Source organism: Streptomyces sp. NPDC059169 (assembly GCF_042755225.1).
Lineage (GTDB): Bacteria > Actinomycetota > Actinomycetes > Streptomycetales > Streptomycetaceae > Streptomyces.
The window spans coordinates 782,831-800,520 of the sequence record NZ_JBHZCF010000001.1 but is presented as its reverse complement, the minus strand read 5'-3'; the positions used below and the strand labels follow the sequence as shown (position 1 = coordinate 800,520).

The window sequence follows — 17,690 nt, the reverse complement described above, 5'->3', positions numbered from 1 at the left end:
AATATTTCTCGCCCGGTCGGGTTGACTGCTTTGTGTCCACCACACGCCATCTGACCAACGGACGGCAGGCAAAGGCGGCCATGAGAACGTGGGACACGACCCTGTCCAGCCAAAGCACGGTGAAGACCCCCTGGTTCCCGCGGCGGGGGCGGACCGGGTCTCGGCGCGGATGGGCCGTCGCGACGATGCGGGCCTAACCGTTCACCACGGCGATGGCGTCGTGGCTGTGGATGCTCTCAAGATTCTTCACCCGGACGCGGTGGGCGAGATCGCGCAGCTGGCAAGCCGCGGAGATTTCCCGGGCCATGTCCTCGACGAACACCGGGTTGTCGTAGGCCTGCATGGTCAGTACACGTTCGTCCGGGCGCTTGACCAGTGGAATGACCGGCGCCGAGGCGAAGGACGTGACCAGAGCGACCATCTCATTCACCCGGAGCGGATACGGCAGGTCGTCTTCGCCCGTCACCGTCAGCGTCACCTCACTGCGCTGATTGTGCGCGCCGTAGTCAGATATGTGCTTCGAGCAGGGGCACAGGCTGGTGACTTCGGAGGTGACCGAGGTGTCGAGCTTCACCCGCTCATCCTCCCCGTGCATCGCAAACCCGACGTGGTGCACCGTCCATGACGGGAGTCCGCTTGCGGGTGCAGTGACCTCGGTCGCCACGCTCATGGACAGGTGAACCGACAACCCCGGGGTATCGAGCGCTTCGATGCCGGACTTGAGGACGGAGCCGATGGCTCGGGGGTCGAAGTCCCGCAGCTCGTCGTGGACGAGTGCAACCATGCGGCTCATGTGTGTACCTCGCCGGTCATGCTGGAGCCGTGCGGTGACCGTGAAGTCAGCGATGCCCTCCTGACGGATGTCACCGTCATCGAGCCTCACGGGATAGCGCAGACCGCTGATGCCGACCTGATCGATTTCGATGCCTCGTGCATCGCGCTCGTTCTGGACATCGTGCAGTGTGGAAACCTCACGAGAGGTGAGAGCTCGGCGATTCGCCCCACCCGTAAGCGTCTGAAGCATTTCCTGTCCCTTTCTGATACTCAGGAGTCTTTCCCGATCGCGTTGCCGCTCGCCCTCCTGGGCCGGGGCTTCCCGACAGGCACTACTTCAGACTGGTCCTCGTCGCTGCCACCGGGTACCACTGATGGGCTGGTCCAACGGTGGAGGACCTTGCCCCCCAAAGAGGGGACGCCTCAGCCGGGCGCGGACGGCATCTTCGTTCCCGGCGTCACCGACACCGCCACCAGCGCGGCGTTGGCCAAGGGCATCTCCGTACCGCTGAACGTCATGGCCGTTCCCGGCGCCCCGACCGTTGCCGAACTCGGTGCCCTCTGGGTGGCCCGCGTCAGTCTCGGATCGGGCGTGGCGCAATCCGCCTACGCCGACGACCGGCATCGTGCCGTTCATGAACCTGGTCACCGGGGTCGCACGCACGGTCCCCGCACGACGGAGCAGTTGCGGAGCACGCTCAAGGGGGCGTCCGTGGTGTTGGACGACGCCGTTCTCGACCGGATCGACGAGATCGTGCCGCCGGGCACCGACGTCTACCCTCCGGACGGCGTCTGGTCTCCGCCGTCGCTCACCACGCCGGCCCTCCGGCGGCGGGCGGTCGGGTCCAGGTCCGCGGCTTGAGGTCGGTGCGTCGTTGCGTTCCGGAGCGTGCGCCCCGGCAGCCGCGTCGCCAGCAGTACGCCGAGCAGGGAGACCCCGGCGAGCACCGACAGCGCGGGCCCCATGGCCGAGGTGAAGGCGGCGGCTGCCGAGTGTGGTCCGGCGCCGGTGGCCGGTGCCGTCAGCGTCGCCGCCGCGGCGACCCCCAGGGCGGGGCCGACGTTCATCGACGTCTGCTGGAGTCCTCCGGCGACCCCCGCCGTGTCCGCGGACGCCTGCTGCACGATGACCGCCGTGGCGGTGACCATGACCGTGCCGAAACCCGCTCCCAGGAGGAGGCTGCACCAGCCGGTCGCCGCGGCCGTCGACGCCTCGTCCTGCCGGGACAGCAGCAGCAGGCCGAGGCAGAGGAGAACCATCCCCGTGACGGCCGTCCAGCGGGATCCGTGCCTGCGCATCAGGACGGCCGCGGCCGGCGCGCCGAGCACCATCGTCACGGCCAGGGGCAGCATGGTCAGGCCGGTCGCGAGTGGGTCGAGGGCGAGGACGTCCTGGAGGTGGTAGGTGGCCAGGAACAGCGCCCCGAAGAGTGCCGCCGACGCGGCCACCAAGACCCCGAGCGCCGGGCCGACGGCTCCTGCATGGAGGACGTCCGGCGGAACCAGTGGGTGGGGTGTGCGCCGTTCGTGCCGGACGAAGGCGGCTCCCGATGCCGCCGCGGCGACGAGCCCCAGTGCGGTGGACGTCGTCCAGCCGCCGGTGGGAACGCCGACGAGGGTGTGCACCAGGCAGACGAGTGCCGTCCCGAGCAGGCAGGCCCCGGGCAGGTCGAGCCCGGTGACCGGGGTGCTCGGGGGCGCCGGCACACGGACGGCGAGGGCCAGCAGTCCGGCGCCGAGCGCCGGTGCAACGCCCAGGAAGAAGACCGAGCGCCAGCCCAGGTGGGTGGTGAGGGCGCCGCCGACGATCGGACCGGACGCGGCGGCGATCCCGATGGCGCTGGTGCGCAGTGCGATGGGCATGCCGATCCGTTGCGGCGGATACGCCGCGTGCAGCATTCCTAGGGTGGCCGGCTGGAGCAGCGCTCCGAAGAACCCTTGGGTGACGCGCAGCCCGATCACCCAGCTGATCCCGTCCGCGAGGCCGATGGCCGCGGACGCGGCGGCGAACCCCAGGATGCCGACGGCGAAGACGCGCTGGTGGCCGTAGCGGTCGCCGAGCCGCCCGGCGAAGACGAGCAGGCTCGCCACAGCGATCAGGTAACCGGTGCTCGTCCACTGGATCTGGGCGAACGACGCGTGGAGTTCCCGCTGCATGGTGGGCTGGGCGAGGGTCAGTACGGTGCCGTCGAGGGCGACGATCACCGCGCCGGTGGTGCTGCCCGCGAGGGCGAGGAACTGCTGCTGCCGGGTGGTCACCGGGCTTCCGGCCCGAGGTGCGCTTCGAGCGTGGCGCGCAGCAGGGGTTCGACGTCGTCGGTTCCGGTGGCGAGCTGGAGGCTGCCCGCTCCCCAGAGCTGCGCGACGCCGTGCAGGTTTGCCCAGAGCGCGCCGGCGACGATCCGAGGCGGTGTGCCGGTCGCCGGCTGTGCGCGCGAGACCAGCTCGGTGAGGGTGGCGAACAGCGGCAGGCTGGTCTCCCTCAGGCCGAGGTGGTCGCTCTTCAGCAGGTCGTGGCGGAACATCAGCTCGAACATTCCGCGGTTGCCCAGCGCGAAGTCGAGGTAGCTGCGTCCCAGTGCCACGAGTTGGTCCCGGGGGTTGCCACCGAAGCTGTCGCCGATGTTTCCGGCGACCCGGTCGGCCAGGTCGTCGAAGCCCCGCCGAGCGATCGCGGACAGCAGTGCCACGTGGGTGGGGAAGTAGCGGCGGGGGGCTCCGTGCGAGACCCCCGCCCTCCGGGCGATCTCGCGGAGGGTGAGTGCATGGACCCCTCCTTCGGCGACCAGTGCCACTCCTGATTCCACGAGCCGGGACCGCAGGCCCGTCCCGTGTTCGGACGCTGTTCCGTTTTCGCGCATAGACAGTGTCTACCACTCTGTAGTAGACACTGTCTACTGCAGGGTGTGGCAGGTGGCACCTAGACTGCGAGGGCACGGATGGAGCCCTCGTCGAGGAGGTGCGGACCATGTCAAAGCGAGGAAACAAGCGGCGGGCGCGCAAGGGGAAGAAGGCCAACCACGGCAAGCGCCCCAACGCCTGAGCAGCGAGGTTGCGCCCAGGAGGTCGCTCTTCCCCGCGAGGGAAGGCGGCCTTCGGCCGTGTCTCGGGGGGCCGTACCCTTACCGAACAGTAGATCGAGTGGGTCGGGAGGGCGCGCAGACGTGGGTGGTGCGGGTGGGGGCAAGCGGATGCCGCGTGCCGTGCGCGAGAAGCAGATGCTGGACGCCGCGGTGCGGACGTTCGGGCAGCGGGGCTACCGCGCGGCGTCAATGGACGAGATCGCCGAGCTGGCAGGCGTGTCCAAGCCGCTGGTCTACCTCTATCTGAACTCGAAGGAGGACCTGTTCACGGCGTGCATCCGGCGCGAGTCGGCGTCGCTGGTATCCGCGGTCCGGGCAGCCGTGGACCCGGGGCTTCCCGCGGATCGGCAGCTGTGGGAGGGGCTGGAGGCGTTCTTCCGGCACACTGCGGACCATCCGGACGCCTGGGCGGTGCTGCACCGCCACGCCCGGACGCGCGGCGAGCCGTTCGCCGCGGAGGTGGCGGCGATGCGGAACGAGATCACGGCGTTCGTGACCGTGCTGATCGCCGCGGCGGCGCGGGACGCCCGGGGGGCGGGTGAGATACGCGACCAGGACGCAGCGGGTCTCGCGCAGGCGCTCGTGGGCGCGGCGGAGTCGCTGGCCGGCTGGGCGAACGAGACGCCCGGTGTCTCGGCCGGAGAAGCGGCGGCGACCCTGATGAACTTCGCGTGGCTGGGGCTGGACAAGGCCATGCAGGGAGAGCGCTGGTCCCCGCCCCCTGTCGTGGAGTGACGCCGGCACCCCTCAGTCGCGCCTGCTCCGCCAGTCCCGCACCAGCGCCTCGACGTCATACGGCGCCAAGCCCAGCAGCGGGCCGGGGGGCGGCCGGCGGACAGCGGCAGCGATCTTCTCGTTGATCTCCGTGATGATCTTTCGTACGGCCCGTTCGGATGGTGCCCGGGAGGCGGCCTCCAGGGCGTCCTCGGCCTCCTTGCGCAGTCGGAGTGCGGGCGGCAGGCAGGTCAGGTCCTCGCGGTGCATCTTGCCCTTGATCCACCACAGTTCGTCGTACGGCGCATCGCCGCCGGGCAGGGGGCGCCCCAGACCCGGCAGGTCCTTGAAGTCGCCGCGCTCGGTCGCTTCGCGGATCTGCTTGTCGACCCACGTCTCGAAGCTGACACCTGGAGGCTTGCGCTCGGTCATGCGTCCAGCTCGCTCATGCGTCCAAGGGTACGGAGGCGTGGGCCGCTGCGACGGTGCTGAGCGGTGGGACCGTCGAGGCCACAGCAAAGGCAGGAGCCCTGTTTCCGTACCGAACGTACGGAAACAGAGCTCCTTGGGTACTGCTAAGTCGTGCGCGATCGCCGACCCGGGCAACTTAGGCCGGGGTGACGTTCTCCGCCTGCGGGCCCTTCGGGCCCTGGGTGACGTCGAAGTTCACGACCTGGTTCTCCTCGAGGGAGCGGAAGCCGGTCGCGTTGATCGCGGAGTAGTGAACGAAGACATCCGGGCCGCCGCCGTCCTGGGCGATGAAGCCGAAGCCCTTTTCAGCGTTGAACCACTTGACGGTTCCGGTAGCCATAAAGCCCTCCTTGGGCCAAAGGGTTGCCCTGCTCCAGAACCTGCAAACAAGTCTGAAAACTACAAAAGCCTGCGGGTCACATGCTCCGCAGGCTCTGTACTGCAAGGGAAACCAAACTGCAACTTGCGTTGAGCCTAGCACGCACGGTGTTCGCAGCGGTAGAGGGAAAGATCACGTCACCCGTTAGCCTGATGTCTGCTTGACGGGCTGACGCGCCCGACGGGTGGCCCCGGGCATTCGGCCGGGTCGGTACGGGTCTAGCCTCGCGCTGTGGACAGTCATGCAGAACCCGCGCGACACGCGGAGAACGCCGGTGCCGACGACCGTCGCAGTCGGCCGCGCGTCGGTCACATCCAGTTCCTGAACTGCCTCCCCCTCTACTGGGGCCTGGCGCGCACCGGGACGCTCCTGGACCTGGAGCTCACGAAGGACACCCCGGAGAAGCTCTCGGAGCGGCTGGTACGCGGCGATCTCGATATCGGCCCGGTCACCCTCGTGGAATATCTGCGCAACGCCGGTGATCTCGTCGCGTTCCCCGATATCGCGGTCGGTTGCGACGGACCCGTCATGTCCTGTGTGATCGTGTCGCAGGTCCGTTTGGAGCGATTGGACGGTGCGCGTGTCGCGCTCGGTTCCACCTCCCGCACCTCGGTGCGGCTCGCGCAGCTGCTGCTGGCCGACCAGTACGGCGTGTCACCCGACTACTACGCCTGCCCCCCGGACCTCGGGCTGATGATGCAGGAGGCCGAGGCGGCCGTGCTGATCGGGGACGCCGCGCTGCGCGCCGCGCTGCACGACGCGCCGAGACTCGGCCTGCAGGTCCACGACCTGGGCACCATGTGGAAGGACTGGACCGGCCTGCCCTTCGTCTTCGCGGTGTGGGCGGCGCGCAAGGAGTACGTCGCACGCGAGCCCCGGCTCGTACGGAAGGTCCACGAGGCGTTCCTGGCCTCGCGGGACCTGTCCCTGCAGGAGGTCACGAAGGTCGCCGAGCAGGCGGCGCGCTGGGAGGTCTTCGACGCGGCGCTGCTGGAGCGGTACTTCACGACGCTGGACTTCCGTTTCGGGCCCGAGCAGCTCGCCGGGGTGCGCGAGTTCGCGCGCAGGACCGGCGCGAGCACCGGTTACCCGTCGGACGTGCGGATCGAGCTGCTCGGCCCGTGACCGGCGGCGGAGCGGGTCAGGACGTGGGGATCGGGGCCTGCATGTGCTCGCTGATCCACTCGATGGACCCGTCCCCCATGCCCTTCACGTAGGTCTTGGCGTTGTGCTCCCCGTCCTGGATGACCTGCAGCCGGGTGCGCACCGGGCCCTTGCCGTAGGCCCTGATGAAGGCCTTCACCCGCTTGAGCGCGGACTCCTTGGTGCCGGCCTGGAACGCGAGGTACACCTCGTTGTCCTTGGTGGGCGGCTGGGCGTCGAGCACCTTGGCGAGCTCCCGCGGGTCGTTCGCCCGCTGCTCGGCGGCGTGTCCCGCCCACAAGGGGGAGTCCGGTACGACGTCGGGTCCCGAGGCGATGACCGCCTTGAACTTCTCGGGGTGCTTCAGCACCGACTTGAGACCGACGAAGCCACCGGACGACGACCCCATGAATGCCCAGCCGTCCCGTGATCTGAAGGTGCGGAAATTGGCCTTCACGAAATCCGGAACGTCTTCCGTCATCCACGTCCCCATTTTCGGCTGCCCGGGGATATCACTGCCGTCGTAGTAGTACTTGTCGTCCGGGTTGAGAACGGGCATCACGACGATGAACGGAAGGCTCTTCCCTTCCCGGGACCACTCGCTGATGCTGCTCTGCAGCTTCAAGTCCGTGCCCATCCAGTAATTCTTCGGGTAGCCGTTGCCGCCGGGGAGTGCGATGAGCACCGGGAAACCGGTATTCGCGTACTTCGGGTCGAAGTACTGCTTGGGTGCCCAGACCCAGACCTTGCCCGTGAATCCGGACTTCTTGCCCGCCAGGGTGGTCACGCCGATCTTCGTACCGTCGTCGAGGGTGCTCTGGACCGTGAACTCCGCCTTCGGCCCGATCGGCATCAGGGACTTGGCCGTGGCCTCCTCCGCTGCCCTGTCCCCGGTGGCGACCGTCTTACGGGGCGCGGCGGAAGCCGACGGTCCGTCGAAGGTGACCGGGGCACCCTGGTCCGAGCAGCCCGTGACGAGCGCGACGGAGCCGAGAGCGACGGCGGCCATGAGGGCTTTGAGCGGGCGGTTCATGACGGGCTCCGTGGGATTGCGCCGGTTCCTGACGCACTGTTCGATTTACGCCCAGGGAGATGGCCGCCGGAGCGGATCGGTTGGTCCGGAGGCGGACCCAATCCCGCTGTGCCCCCCGTGGAGCGCTCTACGCTGTCCGGAAACGGGCGCATCGCGGACACGGGAGGCGGGGGAGCGCATGCAGCCGCTGGAAGAGGGGGATCCGCAGGCCGTCGGTGCGTACCGGCTCATCGGCCGGCTCGGCGCGGGCGGCATGGGGCGGGTGTACGTCGGGCGTTCCGCGGGCGGCAGGACCGTCGCGGTCAAGGTCGTCCACCCGCACTTCGCGCTCGACGAGCAGTTCAGGGCACGGTTCCGGCGCGAGGTGGACGCGGCGCGGCGGGTCGGCGGTGCCTGGACCGCTCCGGTGCTGGACGCGGATCCGGACGCGACCGTTCCGTGGGTGGCGACCGGATACGTCGCCGGGCCTCCGCTGGCCGGTGCCGTCGCCGACCACGGGCCGCTGCCGGAGCTCGCGGTACGGGTGCTGGGGGCGGGGCTGGCCGAGGCGCTCACGGCCGTGCACGCGCTCGGCCTGGTCCACCGGGACGTCAAACCCTCGAACGTGTTGCTCGCCCTCGACGGCCCGCGCCTCATCGACTTCGGCATCGCCCGCGCCACCGACGGCACGGCCTCGCTCACCGCGACCGGGGTGTCCGTCGGTTCGCCCGGCTACATGGCGCCCGAGCAGATCCTCGGCCGCGACGTCACGGGAGCCGCGGACGTCTTCTCCCTCGGCGCGGTGCTCGGGTACGCCGCGACCGGCGCCGCACCGTTCCCGGGCGACTCCTCGGCGGCCCTGCTCTACAAGGTCGTCCACGAGGAGCCCGAGCTGGGGGCGCTGACCGGCGAACTGCGCGACGTCGTCGCCGAGTGCCTGGCCAAGGACCCGGCGGCACGGCCCACCCCCGGCGCGCTCGCCCGCAGGCTTGCGCCGGGCGGCGCGGGGGCCCTCGTGACCGGGGGGTGGCTGCCCGGTCCCCTCGTGGAGGAGGTCAGCCACGCGGCCGTGCGCCTGCTCGACCTGGAACCGGCGCGACAGGACCCCGGGGGATCGGGCCCCGTGCCGTTCAGTAGCCATGCGGTCGGGGCGTTCGGCCCGCCCGTCGAGCCGTACGCGTCGCAGCGGGCGACTGGCCCGACTGGCCCGACCGGCCCGACCGGCCCCGCGCACGCCGGGGACGCGGTGCCGCCCCCCGCCCCCCGGGACGGTCGGCTCTCGGTCTCGATGCCCACCAACGGGGAACCGGCGGGCCCGAGCGACGGCCGCAGGGTGAGCCGTACGGTCGCCTACGCCGTGGCGGGTGCGTTGGTCGTGGCGGCGGTGGGCGCGGGCCTCCTCTTCGACCTCTTTCCGGGCAGCGGGGGCGAGCGGGACGGCACGGTGGCCCGGCCGCCGGCCGCGACGGCTCCCTCGTCCGGCACGGCGCCGGACGCGGAACGACCCGCCCGCGACGTCCCCGAGGCGTTCCTCGGGACGTGGGAGGGCCCGGTCACGGCCGCCGGACTGCCGGCAGGGACGATGAAGGTCACCATCGGGGCGGGCCGCACCGGGGCCCGGATCGGCACGGCTGAACAGACCGACATACTCGGCAACTTCATCTGCGAGGACCTGCTCACCGCGACGGCGGTCGACCGCAAGACCCTGGTCGTCGACGCCAGGCGCGGCCCGCGGAGCAAGGACATGTGCACGGACGGCACCACCGGGCTGAAGCTCGTGCTGGCCGGCGACACCTTGGAGTACGTCTCGGGCGACAGCCGCGCGGGGAGCCCGACCGGACGCCTGGCCAAGCAACGCTGACACGGCGCCGGCGCACACGACAGCCGGTCCGACCGGACACCGCACGGGGGGACCGCCAGGCGGCCGGCACGGCTGTCGTAGGCTGGACCGGCCGTGCACAGCCCTGCAAACACCGCCGAAAGGTGACTCCCGGTGACCCAGAAGGCCGACCTTCAGTCCGTCCTGGACCGTGCCGCCGAGGGCGGGCGGATCACCGCGGAGGAGGCGCTGGACCTCTACCGCCACGCTCCGCTGCACGCGCTGGGCACGGCGGCCGACGCGATCCGCCGCCGTCGCTACGCGGGCACCGAGCACATCGCCACGTACATCATCGAGCGCAACATCAATTACACCAACGTGTGCGTGACGGCGTGCAAGTTCTGTGCCTTCTACGCGCCGCCGAAGGACACCGCCAAGGGGTGGACCCGCGACCTCGACGACATCCTGCGGCGCTGCGCCGAGACCGTCGAGCTGGGCGGCACGCAGATCATGTTCCAGGGCGGGCACCACCCCGACTACGGCGTGGAGTACTACGAAGAGCACTTCGCCGCCATCAAGAAGGACTTCCCCCAACTGGTCATCCACTCCCTGGGCGCCTCCGAGGTGGAGCACATGGCCCGGATCTCCGGGGTTTGTGTCGAGGAGGCGATCCAGCGGATCCACTCCGCCGGACTCGACTCCTTCGCGGGTGCAGGCGCCGAACTGCTGCCGGCGCGGGCCCGCAAGGCCATCGCACCGCTGAAGGAGTCCGGCGAGCGCTGGCTGGAGATCATGGAAGTGGCGCACCGGCTGGGCGTCGAGTCCACCTCCACGATGCTCATGGGCACCGGCGAGACCAACGCGGAGCGCATCGAGCACATCCGGATGATCCGCGACGTCCAGGACCGCACGGGCGGCTTCCGGGCCTTCATCCCGTACACCTACCAGCCGGAGAACAACCACCTGAAGGGGCAGACCCAGGCGACGATCTTCGAGTACCTGCGGATGATCGCGATCGCCCGGATCTTCCTGGACAACGTGGCGCACATCCAGGGGTCGTGGCTCACCACCGGCAAGGAGATCGGCCAGCTGTCGCTGCACTACGGCGCCGACGACCTGGGCTCGATCATGCTGGAGGAGAACGTCGTCTCCTCGGCGGGCGCCAAGCACCGCTCCAACCGGCAGGAGATCATCGACCTGATCCGCAAGGCGGACCGGGTGCCGGCGCAGCGGACGACGACCTACGAGCACATCGTGGTGCACGAGGACCCGGCGAACGACCCGCTCGACGAGCGCGTCGCCTCGCACATCTCGTCGACGGCGATCGCGGGCGGCACGGCACACCCCGAGCTGAAGCTGCTGAACGCCAACTGACGTCGCTGTGCTGACGATCCACGTCGCGGACCGGTTGCTCGGCGCAGCCGTGCCGGGCGACCGCGGCGCCGATGCGGTCGCGGTGGACGGCGGTCTGCTCGTCGCGCTCGGCCGGTACGACGAGATCGCCGCCGCCCGTCCGCGGGCACGCGTGCGCCGCTGGCCGGGACTGATGGTTCCGGGGCTGGTGAACGGCGATGGCGCCGTCCTCCTGGAGGCGGCCTACCACCCGGACCCGCGCGAGGCGGACTTCCTCGGTACCGAGCCGCTGACCGGCGAGGCCCTCAAGACCGTGGCCCTGGACGACGTGCGCCGGGGCGCGAGTGCCCGGCGGGGGCTGCAGCGCATGCTGGCCCACGGCACGACGGCGGTCGTCGGTCCCTTCACCCGGCCCGAGGTGGTGACGGCGGTCGCCCGGTCCGGCCTGCGCGTACAGGATCGACCGCTCGGTCGCGCGGAAGGTGCCCCGTCGCTCGACCCGCTCGCCGCGCGCCCGCTGGGCGCGGTGCTCGGCGGCGAGCTGGAGCCCGGTGCCCCGGCCGACTTCGCCGTCTTCGACGTGCCCACGGACGACGTGCCCGCACGGGCGCTGCGCCGGCACGGCGCGTCAGCGTGCGTGGCGACCGTGCTCGGTGGCCGTCTGGTGTTCCGGCGGCAGTAGGGCGCCGGGCCCCCCGTCCGGCGGGAGGCGGGTTGCCCACTTCGGGTGACGGCGACGCCGTGTCCGGGGCGGGCCCCCGCACGCGCGCCGCTCCCGCCCCGATCGACCCGTGGGCCCTGCCCCGCCTCCCCTTCCGCCCGACCGGCACAATGGAGCCGTGACCCGCGCATCCATGGACAAGCAGCCGCACGAAGTCGCTTCGATGTTCGACGACGTCGCGGCGAACTACGACCTCACCAACGACGTGCTCTCCCTGGGCCAGGACCGGCGTTGGCGAAAGGAGGTCGCCCGTGCGGTCGACGCCAGGCCGGGCGAGAGGGTCCTCGACCTGGCCGCCGGCACCGGCACGTCCTCGCTGCCCTTCACCCGCACCGGTGCGTACGTGGTGCCGTGCGACTTCTCCCTGGGCATGCTGCGCGAGGGCAAGAAGCGCCATCCGTGGCTCCCGCTGACCGCCGGCGACGCCACGAGACTGCCCTTCAAGGACGACGCCTTCGACGCCGTGACGATCAGCTTCGGACTGCGCAACGTCCAGGAGACCGAAGCCGCACTGCGCGAGCTGCACCGGGTGACGAAGCCCGGCGGGCGGATCGTCATCTGCGAGTTCTCCCACCCCACCTGGGCACCGTTCCGGACGGTCTACGAGGAGTACCTGATGCGGGCGCTGCCGCCGGTGGCGCGTGCGGTCTCGTCGAACCCCGCCGCGTACGTCTACCTCGCCGAGTCGATCCAGTCGTGGCCCGAGCAGGCCGAACTCGCCGGGCTCCTGCAGAGGGCCGGCTGGTCGAGGGTCGCGTGGCGGAACCTGAGCGGCGGGATCGTGGCGCTGCACCGCGGCACCAAGTCCCCCACCCGATAGGCCCCGCAGCACCATGGACTACCAGGGGATCCTGGAGCAGATCGCACACGACGTGGCACCCCTCGTCGGCGCCGGCACGCCGGCCGAGTACATCCCTGCCCTGGCCAGCGTCGACCCGCACCAGTTCGGCATGGCCATCGCCGACGTCGACGGCACGGTCCACGGAGTGGGGGACTGGCAGCGGACCTTCTCCGCCCAGTCTGTCACCAAGGTCTTCGCCCTGGCCCTCGCGCTCTCGCTGGGCGGCGACAGCCTCTGGGAGCGCGTGGGCCGGGAGCCCTCCGGCAACCCCTTCAACTCGCTGGTGCAGCTGGAGTACGAGAACGGGATCCCGCGGAACCCGTTCATCAACGCCGGCGCCCTGGTGGTCACCGACCGGCTGCAGACCCTGACCGGCGACGCGAGCAGCGAGCTCCTCGAGTTCCTGCGGCAGGAGAGCGGCAATCCCGATCTCGCCTTCGACGCGGAGGTCGCAGGTTCGGAGTCCGCGACCGGCGACCGGAACGCTGCACTCGCCCACTTCATGGCGTCGTACGGCAACATCGCCAACCCCGTTCCGATACTGCTCGACCACTACTTCTGGCAGTGCTCGATCGAGACGAGCTGCGCCGACCTGGCCCGTGCGGCACGGTTCCTGGCCCGTCACGGGCTGCGCGCGGACGGCACCCGGCTGCTCACCCGCAGCGAGGCGAAGCAGATCAACGCGGTGATGCTCACGTGCGGCACGTACGACGCAGCGGGCGAGTTCGCCTACCGCGTCGGGTTGCCCGGCAAGAGCGGGGTGGGCGGTGGGATCGTCGCGGTCGTCCCGGGGCGCTGCACGCTGTGCGTCTGGAGCCCCGGGCTGGATGCGCGAGGGAACTCCGTGGCAGGAGTGGCGGCCCTGGACAGGTTCACCACGTTGACCGGCCTCTCGGTGTTCTGATCACTTCCGGTTGCTGCGAAACGCCTTCCTGGAAAGCGAGTCGACGGGCGGCGGCCAGCGGGGAAGATGGGTCGGTTGACGCCGTCACCGCCCACTTCCGCTGGAGTTCCCCTTGGCGCCGAACTGCCCGTACTGCGGGAATCCGTCCCCGGACGAGGCTCGCTTCTGCATGCAGTGCGGGCGTGAGCGGCAACCGGCCGACCCGGCGGACGGCTCTCCCGCCCCGGCGTGGGCGCAGCGTGCGGCGTCCCCGTCGGCGCCGACCCCGCCTCCGGTGCCGTACAGCCCCACCTGGGTGCCCGTGGCTACGGCGGAGCCGTTCGCGGCAGCCGCCGGTGCACGGCGGAAACGAGTCCGGCTCTGGGCCGGGACGCTCGCCGCCGCACTGCTCGTCGGCGGCGGCGCGACGGCGGGCGTGATGCTCCTGAAGGACGGAGCGCCAGCCTCCGAGTCGGGCGACCGGAAACCGACCCCGGCCGCCTCCGGGGCGAGCCCCGGCACGCCGTCGCAGGTGACGCCCGCCGTGCCCACGGCGCAGGCGGAGCACCCCGCGACCCGGCCGCCCTCCGGGGAGCAGCCCCCCGCCACCTTGCCCGCGGGGACTCCCACCCCGGACGCTCCTCCCGGCTTCAGGCGCGTCGACGATCCGGCCGGGTTCTCCTTCGCCATCCCCTCGGTGTGGGGAAGGGAGAAGGAGGTGAACGGCCAGATCACCTATGCAGGCTCCACCGGGATGTCGCACATCCTCGTCGGCGTCGTCCGCAACGCCCCGTACACCTCACTCGGCAACCTCACCACCATCGAAGCCAAGTCCCGCGCGAAGAACGCCGACTACCGCCGGCTGCAACTGGCGGAGAACACCTTCCACGGCCGTCCCGGCGCCATCTGGGAGTACACCTACACGGACGCCCAGTCCGGCGAGACGATCCACGGCATCGACCAGTCGTACGTCGCCGAGGACGGCACCGAGTACGCGATCTACTTCACCGAGCGGGACCTGTACTGGCCCGACGCGAAGGAGGTCTTCGAGACCGCCTTGTCCACCTGGACTACAAGGTGAGCCGGAAGCAACAGGCCGTGCGGTCCGAGTCCGGCACCGGGAAATTCCCGGCCGGTGCCATGCCCAGCCGCCGGGCGACGGCGATCGAGCGCGCGTTGCGGGCGTCCACCATCGCCACCACGGACGGCACGCCCGCCGCCCGCACCCGTTCGAGGGTGATTCCGGCGGCGGCCGTCGCATAGCCGCGGCCCCAGTGGGCGCGCCCGAGCCGCCAGCCGATCTCGATCTCGCCAACCGGTCCGAACGACTCGTGCGGCCACGGTTGGGCACCGGTGAAACCGAGCACCCGGCCCGCCTCGTCGAGCATCGTCCACAGGCAGAAGCCGAGTTCCGCGTCGTGTCGGCGCTGTCGCGCGGTGAGCTCCTCGTACTCGGACACCTCGGCGGACCGGCCTCCGTGGAACTCCATGACGTCCGGGTGGTCGAAAGCGCGGTGCCAGGCGAAGGTGTCCTCTTCGGTGGGCACGCGGAGCTGAACGACGGGGAGAGACGCTGTGGTCATCGTGAGGGAGCCCTTCGGTCGCCGATCGGTGCGCACCCATAGACTGCACATGACCTGTGCCGCCTGGCACGCGAATTCGAGTCTTCGGGAGAACCGGCCGTGACCGAGACGACGCCCTCCGAGCACACCGCAGATGTGATCGTCGTCGGGGCAGGACCGGCGGGTTCGACCACCGCCTACCACCTCGCCAAGTCCGGTCTCGACGTGCTTCTGCTGGAGAAGACGGCCTTCCCGCGGGAGAAGGTCTGCGGTGACGGCCTCACCCCCCGTGCCACCAAGCAGCTCGTGGCGATGGGGATCGACATCTCCGAAGAGGCCGGATGGCTGCGGAACAAGGGGTTGCGGATCATCGGCGGAGGGGTGCGCCTCCAGCTCGACTGGCCGGAGCTCGCCAGCTACCCCGACTACGGACTCGTCCGCAGGCGGGACGACTTCGACGAGCAGCTGGCCCGGCAGGCACAGAAGGCGGGCGCACGGCTGTACGAGCGCTGCAACGTGGGCACGCCCGTCATCGACGACAGGACCGGCCGGATCACCGGCGTCCACGCCAAGCTGGGCGAGGACAAGCGCGAGGTGACCTTCCACGCCCCGCTGGTCGTCGCCGCCGACGGAAACTCCTCCCGGATCTCGCTCGCCATGGGCCTGCACCGTCGCGAGGACCGACCGATGGGCGTCGCGGTACGGACGTACTTCACGTCTCCCCGGCACGACGACGACTATCTCGAGTCCTGGCTGGAGTTGTGGGACCGGCGCGGCCCGGGTGAGGACCGGCTGCTGCCCGGCTACGGCTGGATCTTCGGCATGGGCGACGGGACGTCGAACGTGGGTCTCGGCGTCCTCAACACCTCCGCATCGTTCAAGGAGCTCGACTGGCGCGAGGTCCTGAAGGCGTGGTGCGCCTCGATGCCGGAGGACTGGGGGTACGTACCCGAGAACATGACGGGACCGATCCGAGGTGCCGCGCTCCCGATGGCCTTCAACCGGCAGCCGCACTACACGAAGGGGCTGTTGCTGGTCGGTGACGCGGGCGGTCTGGTCAACCCGTTCAACGGCGAGGGCATCGCCTACGCCATGGAGTCGGGCAGGATCGCCGCCGACGTGATCGTCCAGGCGCACGCCCGGGCCACCCCAGCCCAGCGCGAACTGGCCCTGCGCAACTACCCGAAGGTCCTCAAGGACACCTACGGCGGCTACTACTCGCTCGGCCGCGCCTTCGTGAAGCTCATCGGCAACCCGAAGGTCATGAAGATCGCGACGCAGCGGGGTCTGACCCACCCGGTGCTGATGAAGTTCACGCTGAAGATGCTCGCCAACCTCACCGATCCGACCGGTGGCGACGCGATGGACAGGATCATCAACGGACTCTCGAAGGTCGCCCCGAAGGCCTGAGTGGGGGGGGGAGGCGTCCGGGCCTCCTCGGCCGCCCGCTCCCTGGTGCCGTTCCGCTCGCCGCACCCGAGGCGGTCCCACCGGCGCGTTCTCACCAGCCGATGGGGGCGCGGACTTGTTGGATCGTGCGCACGTCAATAGTGCGCGGCGAGGCGGCGGCGTTCGCATCGCGGTCGAGGGTGACCACGCCGACCTCTGCACCGCCGCCGCGGTCGATGTGGCCCCGACATCCTGCGGAGCCCCCGTGCCGCCCGAAGGCGGGCGCAGGAGCCGTCGTCCGAGGTCCCCGGCCCGTACGAGGCCCCGGCCGTCAGCAGTCCGGGCGGTCGGGCGACGACCGAGGGCCGTCGTTCCCGAAGGGGAGCGACGGCCCTCGTCGTGGGTACCGGGTGGGCGTCAGAGCACGCGCACCGCGCCCGAGGCCGGATAGCCGGACAGGTCCTGGATGACGACGCCCTTGCTGGGGTTGGCGGCGTCGAGGTACTTGCCGTCGCCGATGTAGACGCCGACGTGGTAGGCCGAGCCGGCGCCTCCCCAGTAGAGGATGTCGCCGACCTGGACGTTGTCCAGGGAGACCTGGGTACCCGCCACGGACTGGTCCTGGGAGACGCGGGGCAGGTCGACGCCGACCTGGCGGAAGGCGGCCTGCACGAGGCTGGAGCAGTCCCACGAGTTGGGGCCGGTGGCGCCCATGACGTACGCATCACCGAGCTGCGCCTTCAGGAAGGCGACGACGGTCGCGGCGGAGCCCGACGCGTGGGCGCTGCTGGGTGCGGAGAGGGTGGTCCGCTCGGAGGAGCGGGAGGCGCGCGTCTCGGCGCGGGCGGCCTCCTCGGCCTTCTTCTCTGCCTCGGCCTTGCGGTCGGCCTCTGCCTTGGCTTTCTTGGCCGCCTTGGCGGCCTTCGCCGCGGCGGCATTCTCCTGGGTCTGCAGATCGAGATCCAGGGCGGCCTGCTGCGTCGACTCCACGGAACGCTCGACCGCGCTCGCGAGGGCCGGGCTGTCGAACGTGAGCGCGGGCATCTCGATGGTCTCGGTCACCGGCTCGGCGTATGCCGCCCCGGTGCTGCCGGCCACCGCGATGGTGCTGAGGACGCCACCGGCAACTCCGGCGCGGAGCGCGAGCTTGGAGGCGCCGGCGCTTCTCCGGGGCTTCCGGTGGCTTCGTATGTGAGCGGTGTGGGACATGGGTACAACCGCTATCAGGGCTCGGCGGTTCCCTTCAAGAAACGTGTGTTGCGCCACAGTTGCGCCCGGAGGCGCCCAATCCGCTTGCTTGCAGCCTTTATTGACGCCGTAACGGGCAAAATGGACACGTGTGATCAAGGCCGTGATCATGGGCTTTCGTAAAAAGGTCCGGATTGCCCGCCGCTTACCACCGCTTCATACGGATGGCCAAGCCCTGATTTTTCGGCCCAGGGTGGGAGTGGTGCAGGTCACAGAATGGTCACTACTGGTGGCGGTGTCGGGCGCTTGTGAACGCGTGAACGCGTCCACTCCCGTCCGCATCTTCCCTCTCGCGTGT

19 protein-coding genes are annotated in these 17,690 nt (G+C 70.4%); 11 read left to right on the top strand and 8 right to left on the bottom strand.

Going from position 1 to position 17,690, the window contains the following annotated elements; genetic code table 11:
- Positions 1–193: 193 nt before the first annotated feature.
- Positions 194–904 carry a GTP cyclohydrolase I FolE2 gene (locus tag ACFXOM_RS03595; RefSeq protein ID WP_385036883.1) on the bottom strand — a complete coding sequence of 237 codons (711 nt, stop codon included), beginning with the start codon at positions 902–904 and terminating at the stop codon, positions 194–196.
- On the opposite strand from ACFXOM_RS03595, the gene ACFXOM_RS03590 reads away from it, so the two are divergent.
- Positions 812–1,636 (top strand): isocitrate lyase/phosphoenolpyruvate mutase family protein, encoded by an 825-nt coding sequence (locus ACFXOM_RS03590; protein WP_385036842.1) that lies wholly within the window; start codon positions 812–814, stop codon positions 1,634–1,636. The two genes, ACFXOM_RS03595 and ACFXOM_RS03590, sit on opposite strands and share 93 nt — an antisense overlap.
- Here ACFXOM_RS03590 and ACFXOM_RS03585 read toward each other — a convergent pair.
- Together ACFXOM_RS03585 and ACFXOM_RS03580 are read right to left on the bottom strand one after the other, a co-directional pair.
- Positions 1,549–3,033, bottom strand: coding sequence for an MFS transporter (locus ACFXOM_RS03585; protein ID WP_385036840.1), 1,485 nt, complete (start codon positions 3,031–3,033; stop codon positions 1,549–1,551). The two genes, ACFXOM_RS03590 and ACFXOM_RS03585, sit on opposite strands and share 88 nt — an antisense overlap.
- A complete protein-coding gene (locus ACFXOM_RS03580) occupies positions 3,030–3,635 on the bottom strand; it encodes a TetR/AcrR family transcriptional regulator (RefSeq protein WP_384940829.1) in 606 nt (201 codons plus the stop codon). Before ACFXOM_RS03580 ends, ACFXOM_RS03585 begins: the two co-directional genes overlap by 4 nt.
- A gap of 107 nt (positions 3,636–3,742) precedes the next feature.
- Here ACFXOM_RS03580 and ACFXOM_RS03575 point away from each other — a divergent pair, with 107 nt between their 5' ends.
- Both ACFXOM_RS03575 and ACFXOM_RS03570 read left to right on the top strand, forming a co-directional pair.
- The gene (locus ACFXOM_RS03575; RefSeq protein WP_099048249.1) at positions 3,743–3,817 is read left to right on the top strand and encodes a 50S ribosomal protein bL37; all 75 of its coding nucleotides are present in this window, start codon (positions 3,743–3,745) and stop codon (positions 3,815–3,817) included.
- 148 nt (positions 3,818–3,965) lie between these two features.
- Entirely contained in the window at positions 3,966–4,592 is a 627-nt protein-coding gene (locus ACFXOM_RS03570) for a TetR/AcrR family transcriptional regulator (protein ID WP_384940974.1), read from the top strand.
- A 12-nt stretch (positions 4,593–4,604) separates the two neighbouring features.
- On the opposite strand, the gene ACFXOM_RS03565 is transcribed toward ACFXOM_RS03570, so the two are convergent.
- A complete protein-coding gene (locus ACFXOM_RS03565) occupies positions 4,605–5,003 on the bottom strand; it encodes a DUF1992 domain-containing protein (RefSeq protein ID WP_384940827.1) in 399 nt (132 codons plus the stop codon).
- Positions 5,004–5,178: 175 nt separating this feature from the next.
- Positions 5,179–5,382 carry a cold-shock protein gene (locus tag ACFXOM_RS03560; protein ID WP_017948713.1) on the bottom strand — a complete coding sequence of 68 codons (204 nt, stop codon included), beginning with the start codon at positions 5,380–5,382 and terminating at the stop codon, positions 5,179–5,181.
- Between the two features lie 270 nt (positions 5,383–5,652).
- Between ACFXOM_RS03560 and ACFXOM_RS03555 the strand changes: the two genes are divergently transcribed.
- On the top strand, positions 5,653–6,546 hold the full coding sequence (locus tag ACFXOM_RS03555) for a menaquinone biosynthetic enzyme MqnA/MqnD family protein (RefSeq protein ID WP_384948203.1): 894 nt from the start codon (positions 5,653–5,655) through the stop codon (positions 6,544–6,546).
- A gap of 16 nt (positions 6,547–6,562) precedes the next feature.
- On the opposite strand, the gene ACFXOM_RS03550 is transcribed toward ACFXOM_RS03555, so the two are convergent.
- Positions 6,563–7,597: an alpha/beta hydrolase gene (locus ACFXOM_RS03550; protein ID WP_385036838.1), complete on the bottom strand. Its 1,035-nt coding sequence runs from the start codon at positions 7,595–7,597 to the stop codon at positions 6,563–6,565.
- Positions 7,598–7,775: 178 nt separating this feature from the next.
- Here ACFXOM_RS03550 and ACFXOM_RS03545 point away from each other — a divergent pair, with 178 nt between their 5' ends.
- The 6 genes from ACFXOM_RS03545 to ACFXOM_RS03520 all read left to right on the top strand — a co-directional run bounded on the left by ACFXOM_RS03545 (position 7,776) and on the right by ACFXOM_RS03520 (position 14,274).
- On the top strand, positions 7,776–9,437 hold the full coding sequence (locus ACFXOM_RS03545) for a serine/threonine-protein kinase (protein ID WP_385036836.1): 1,662 nt from the start codon (positions 7,776–7,778) through the stop codon (positions 9,435–9,437).
- 132 nt (positions 9,438–9,569) lie between these two features.
- Positions 9,570–10,769: a cyclic dehypoxanthinyl futalosine synthase gene (mqnC, locus tag ACFXOM_RS03540; protein WP_385036834.1), complete on the top strand. Its 1,200-nt coding sequence runs from the start codon at positions 9,570–9,572 to the stop codon at positions 10,767–10,769.
- Positions 10,770–10,776: 7 nt separating this feature from the next.
- The gene (locus tag ACFXOM_RS03535) at positions 10,777–11,430 is read left to right on the top strand and encodes a hypothetical protein (RefSeq protein ID WP_384935002.1); all 654 of its coding nucleotides are present in this window, start codon (positions 10,777–10,779) and stop codon (positions 11,428–11,430) included.
- 157 nt (positions 11,431–11,587) lie between these two features.
- On the top strand, positions 11,588–12,289 hold the full coding sequence (locus ACFXOM_RS03530; RefSeq protein WP_384935005.1) for a demethylmenaquinone methyltransferase: 702 nt from the start codon (positions 11,588–11,590) through the stop codon (positions 12,287–12,289).
- A 13-nt stretch (positions 12,290–12,302) separates the two neighbouring features.
- Positions 12,303–13,214 (top strand): glutaminase, encoded by a 912-nt coding sequence (locus tag ACFXOM_RS03525; protein ID WP_384935008.1) that lies wholly within the window; start codon positions 12,303–12,305, stop codon positions 13,212–13,214.
- A 274-nt stretch (positions 13,215–13,488) separates the two neighbouring features.
- A complete protein-coding gene (locus ACFXOM_RS03520) occupies positions 13,489–14,274 on the top strand; it encodes a hypothetical protein (RefSeq protein ID WP_384935010.1) in 786 nt (261 codons plus the stop codon).
- Here the strand turns inward: ACFXOM_RS03520 and ACFXOM_RS03515 are convergent.
- Positions 14,264–14,776 carry a GNAT family N-acetyltransferase gene (locus ACFXOM_RS03515; RefSeq protein WP_384935013.1) on the bottom strand — a complete coding sequence of 171 codons (513 nt, stop codon included), beginning with the start codon at positions 14,774–14,776 and terminating at the stop codon, positions 14,264–14,266. The two genes, ACFXOM_RS03520 and ACFXOM_RS03515, sit on opposite strands and share 11 nt — an antisense overlap.
- 99 nt (positions 14,777–14,875) lie before the next feature.
- On the opposite strand from ACFXOM_RS03515, the gene ACFXOM_RS03510 reads away from it, so the two are divergent.
- Positions 14,876–16,165: a geranylgeranyl reductase family protein gene (locus ACFXOM_RS03510; RefSeq protein WP_384935016.1), complete on the top strand. Its 1,290-nt coding sequence runs from the start codon at positions 14,876–14,878 to the stop codon at positions 16,163–16,165.
- 396 nt (positions 16,166–16,561) lie between these two features.
- Here ACFXOM_RS03510 and ACFXOM_RS03505 read toward each other — a convergent pair whose 3' ends face one another.
- Positions 16,562–17,353, bottom strand: a complete 792-nt coding sequence (locus ACFXOM_RS03505) for a C40 family peptidase (RefSeq protein WP_384935018.1) — start codon at positions 17,351–17,353, stop codon at positions 16,562–16,564.
- Between the last annotated feature and the right edge of the window lie 337 nt (positions 17,354–17,690).

What these genes read in the sequence shown, in the direction of transcription:
- ACFXOM_RS03590 (WP_385036842.1), top strand. Translation starts at nt 812, where the DNA reads ATGCTGGAGCCGTGCGGTGACCGTGAAGTCAGCGATGCCCTCCTGACG.
- ACFXOM_RS03580 (WP_384940829.1), bottom strand. Translation starts at nt 3,635, where the DNA reads ATGCGCGAAAACGGAACAGCGTCCGAACACGGGACGGGCCTGCGGTCC.
- ACFXOM_RS03570 (WP_384940974.1), top strand. Translation starts at nt 3,966, where the DNA reads ATGCCGCGTGCCGTGCGCGAGAAGCAGATGCTGGACGCCGCGGTGCGG.
- ACFXOM_RS03565 (WP_384940827.1), bottom strand. Translation starts at nt 5,003, where the DNA reads ATGACCGAGCGCAAGCCTCCAGGTGTCAGCTTCGAGACGTGGGTCGAC.
- ACFXOM_RS03560 (WP_017948713.1), bottom strand. Translation starts at nt 5,382, where the DNA reads ATGGCTACCGGAACCGTCAAGTGGTTCAACGCTGAAAAGGGCTTCGGC.
- ACFXOM_RS03550 (WP_385036838.1), bottom strand. Translation starts at nt 7,597, where the DNA reads ATGAACCGCCCGCTCAAAGCCCTCATGGCCGCCGTCGCTCTCGGCTCC.
- ACFXOM_RS03545 (WP_385036836.1), top strand. Translation starts at nt 7,776, where the DNA reads ATGCAGCCGCTGGAAGAGGGGGATCCGCAGGCCGTCGGTGCGTACCGG.
- ACFXOM_RS03525 (WP_384935008.1), top strand. Translation starts at nt 12,303, where the DNA reads ATGGACTACCAGGGGATCCTGGAGCAGATCGCACACGACGTGGCACCC.
- ACFXOM_RS03515 (WP_384935013.1), bottom strand. Translation starts at nt 14,776, where the DNA reads ATGACCACAGCGTCTCTCCCCGTCGTTCAGCTCCGCGTGCCCACCGAA.
- ACFXOM_RS03505 (WP_384935018.1), bottom strand. Translation starts at nt 17,353, where the DNA reads ATGTCCCACACCGCTCACATACGAAGCCACCGGAAGCCCCGGAGAAGC.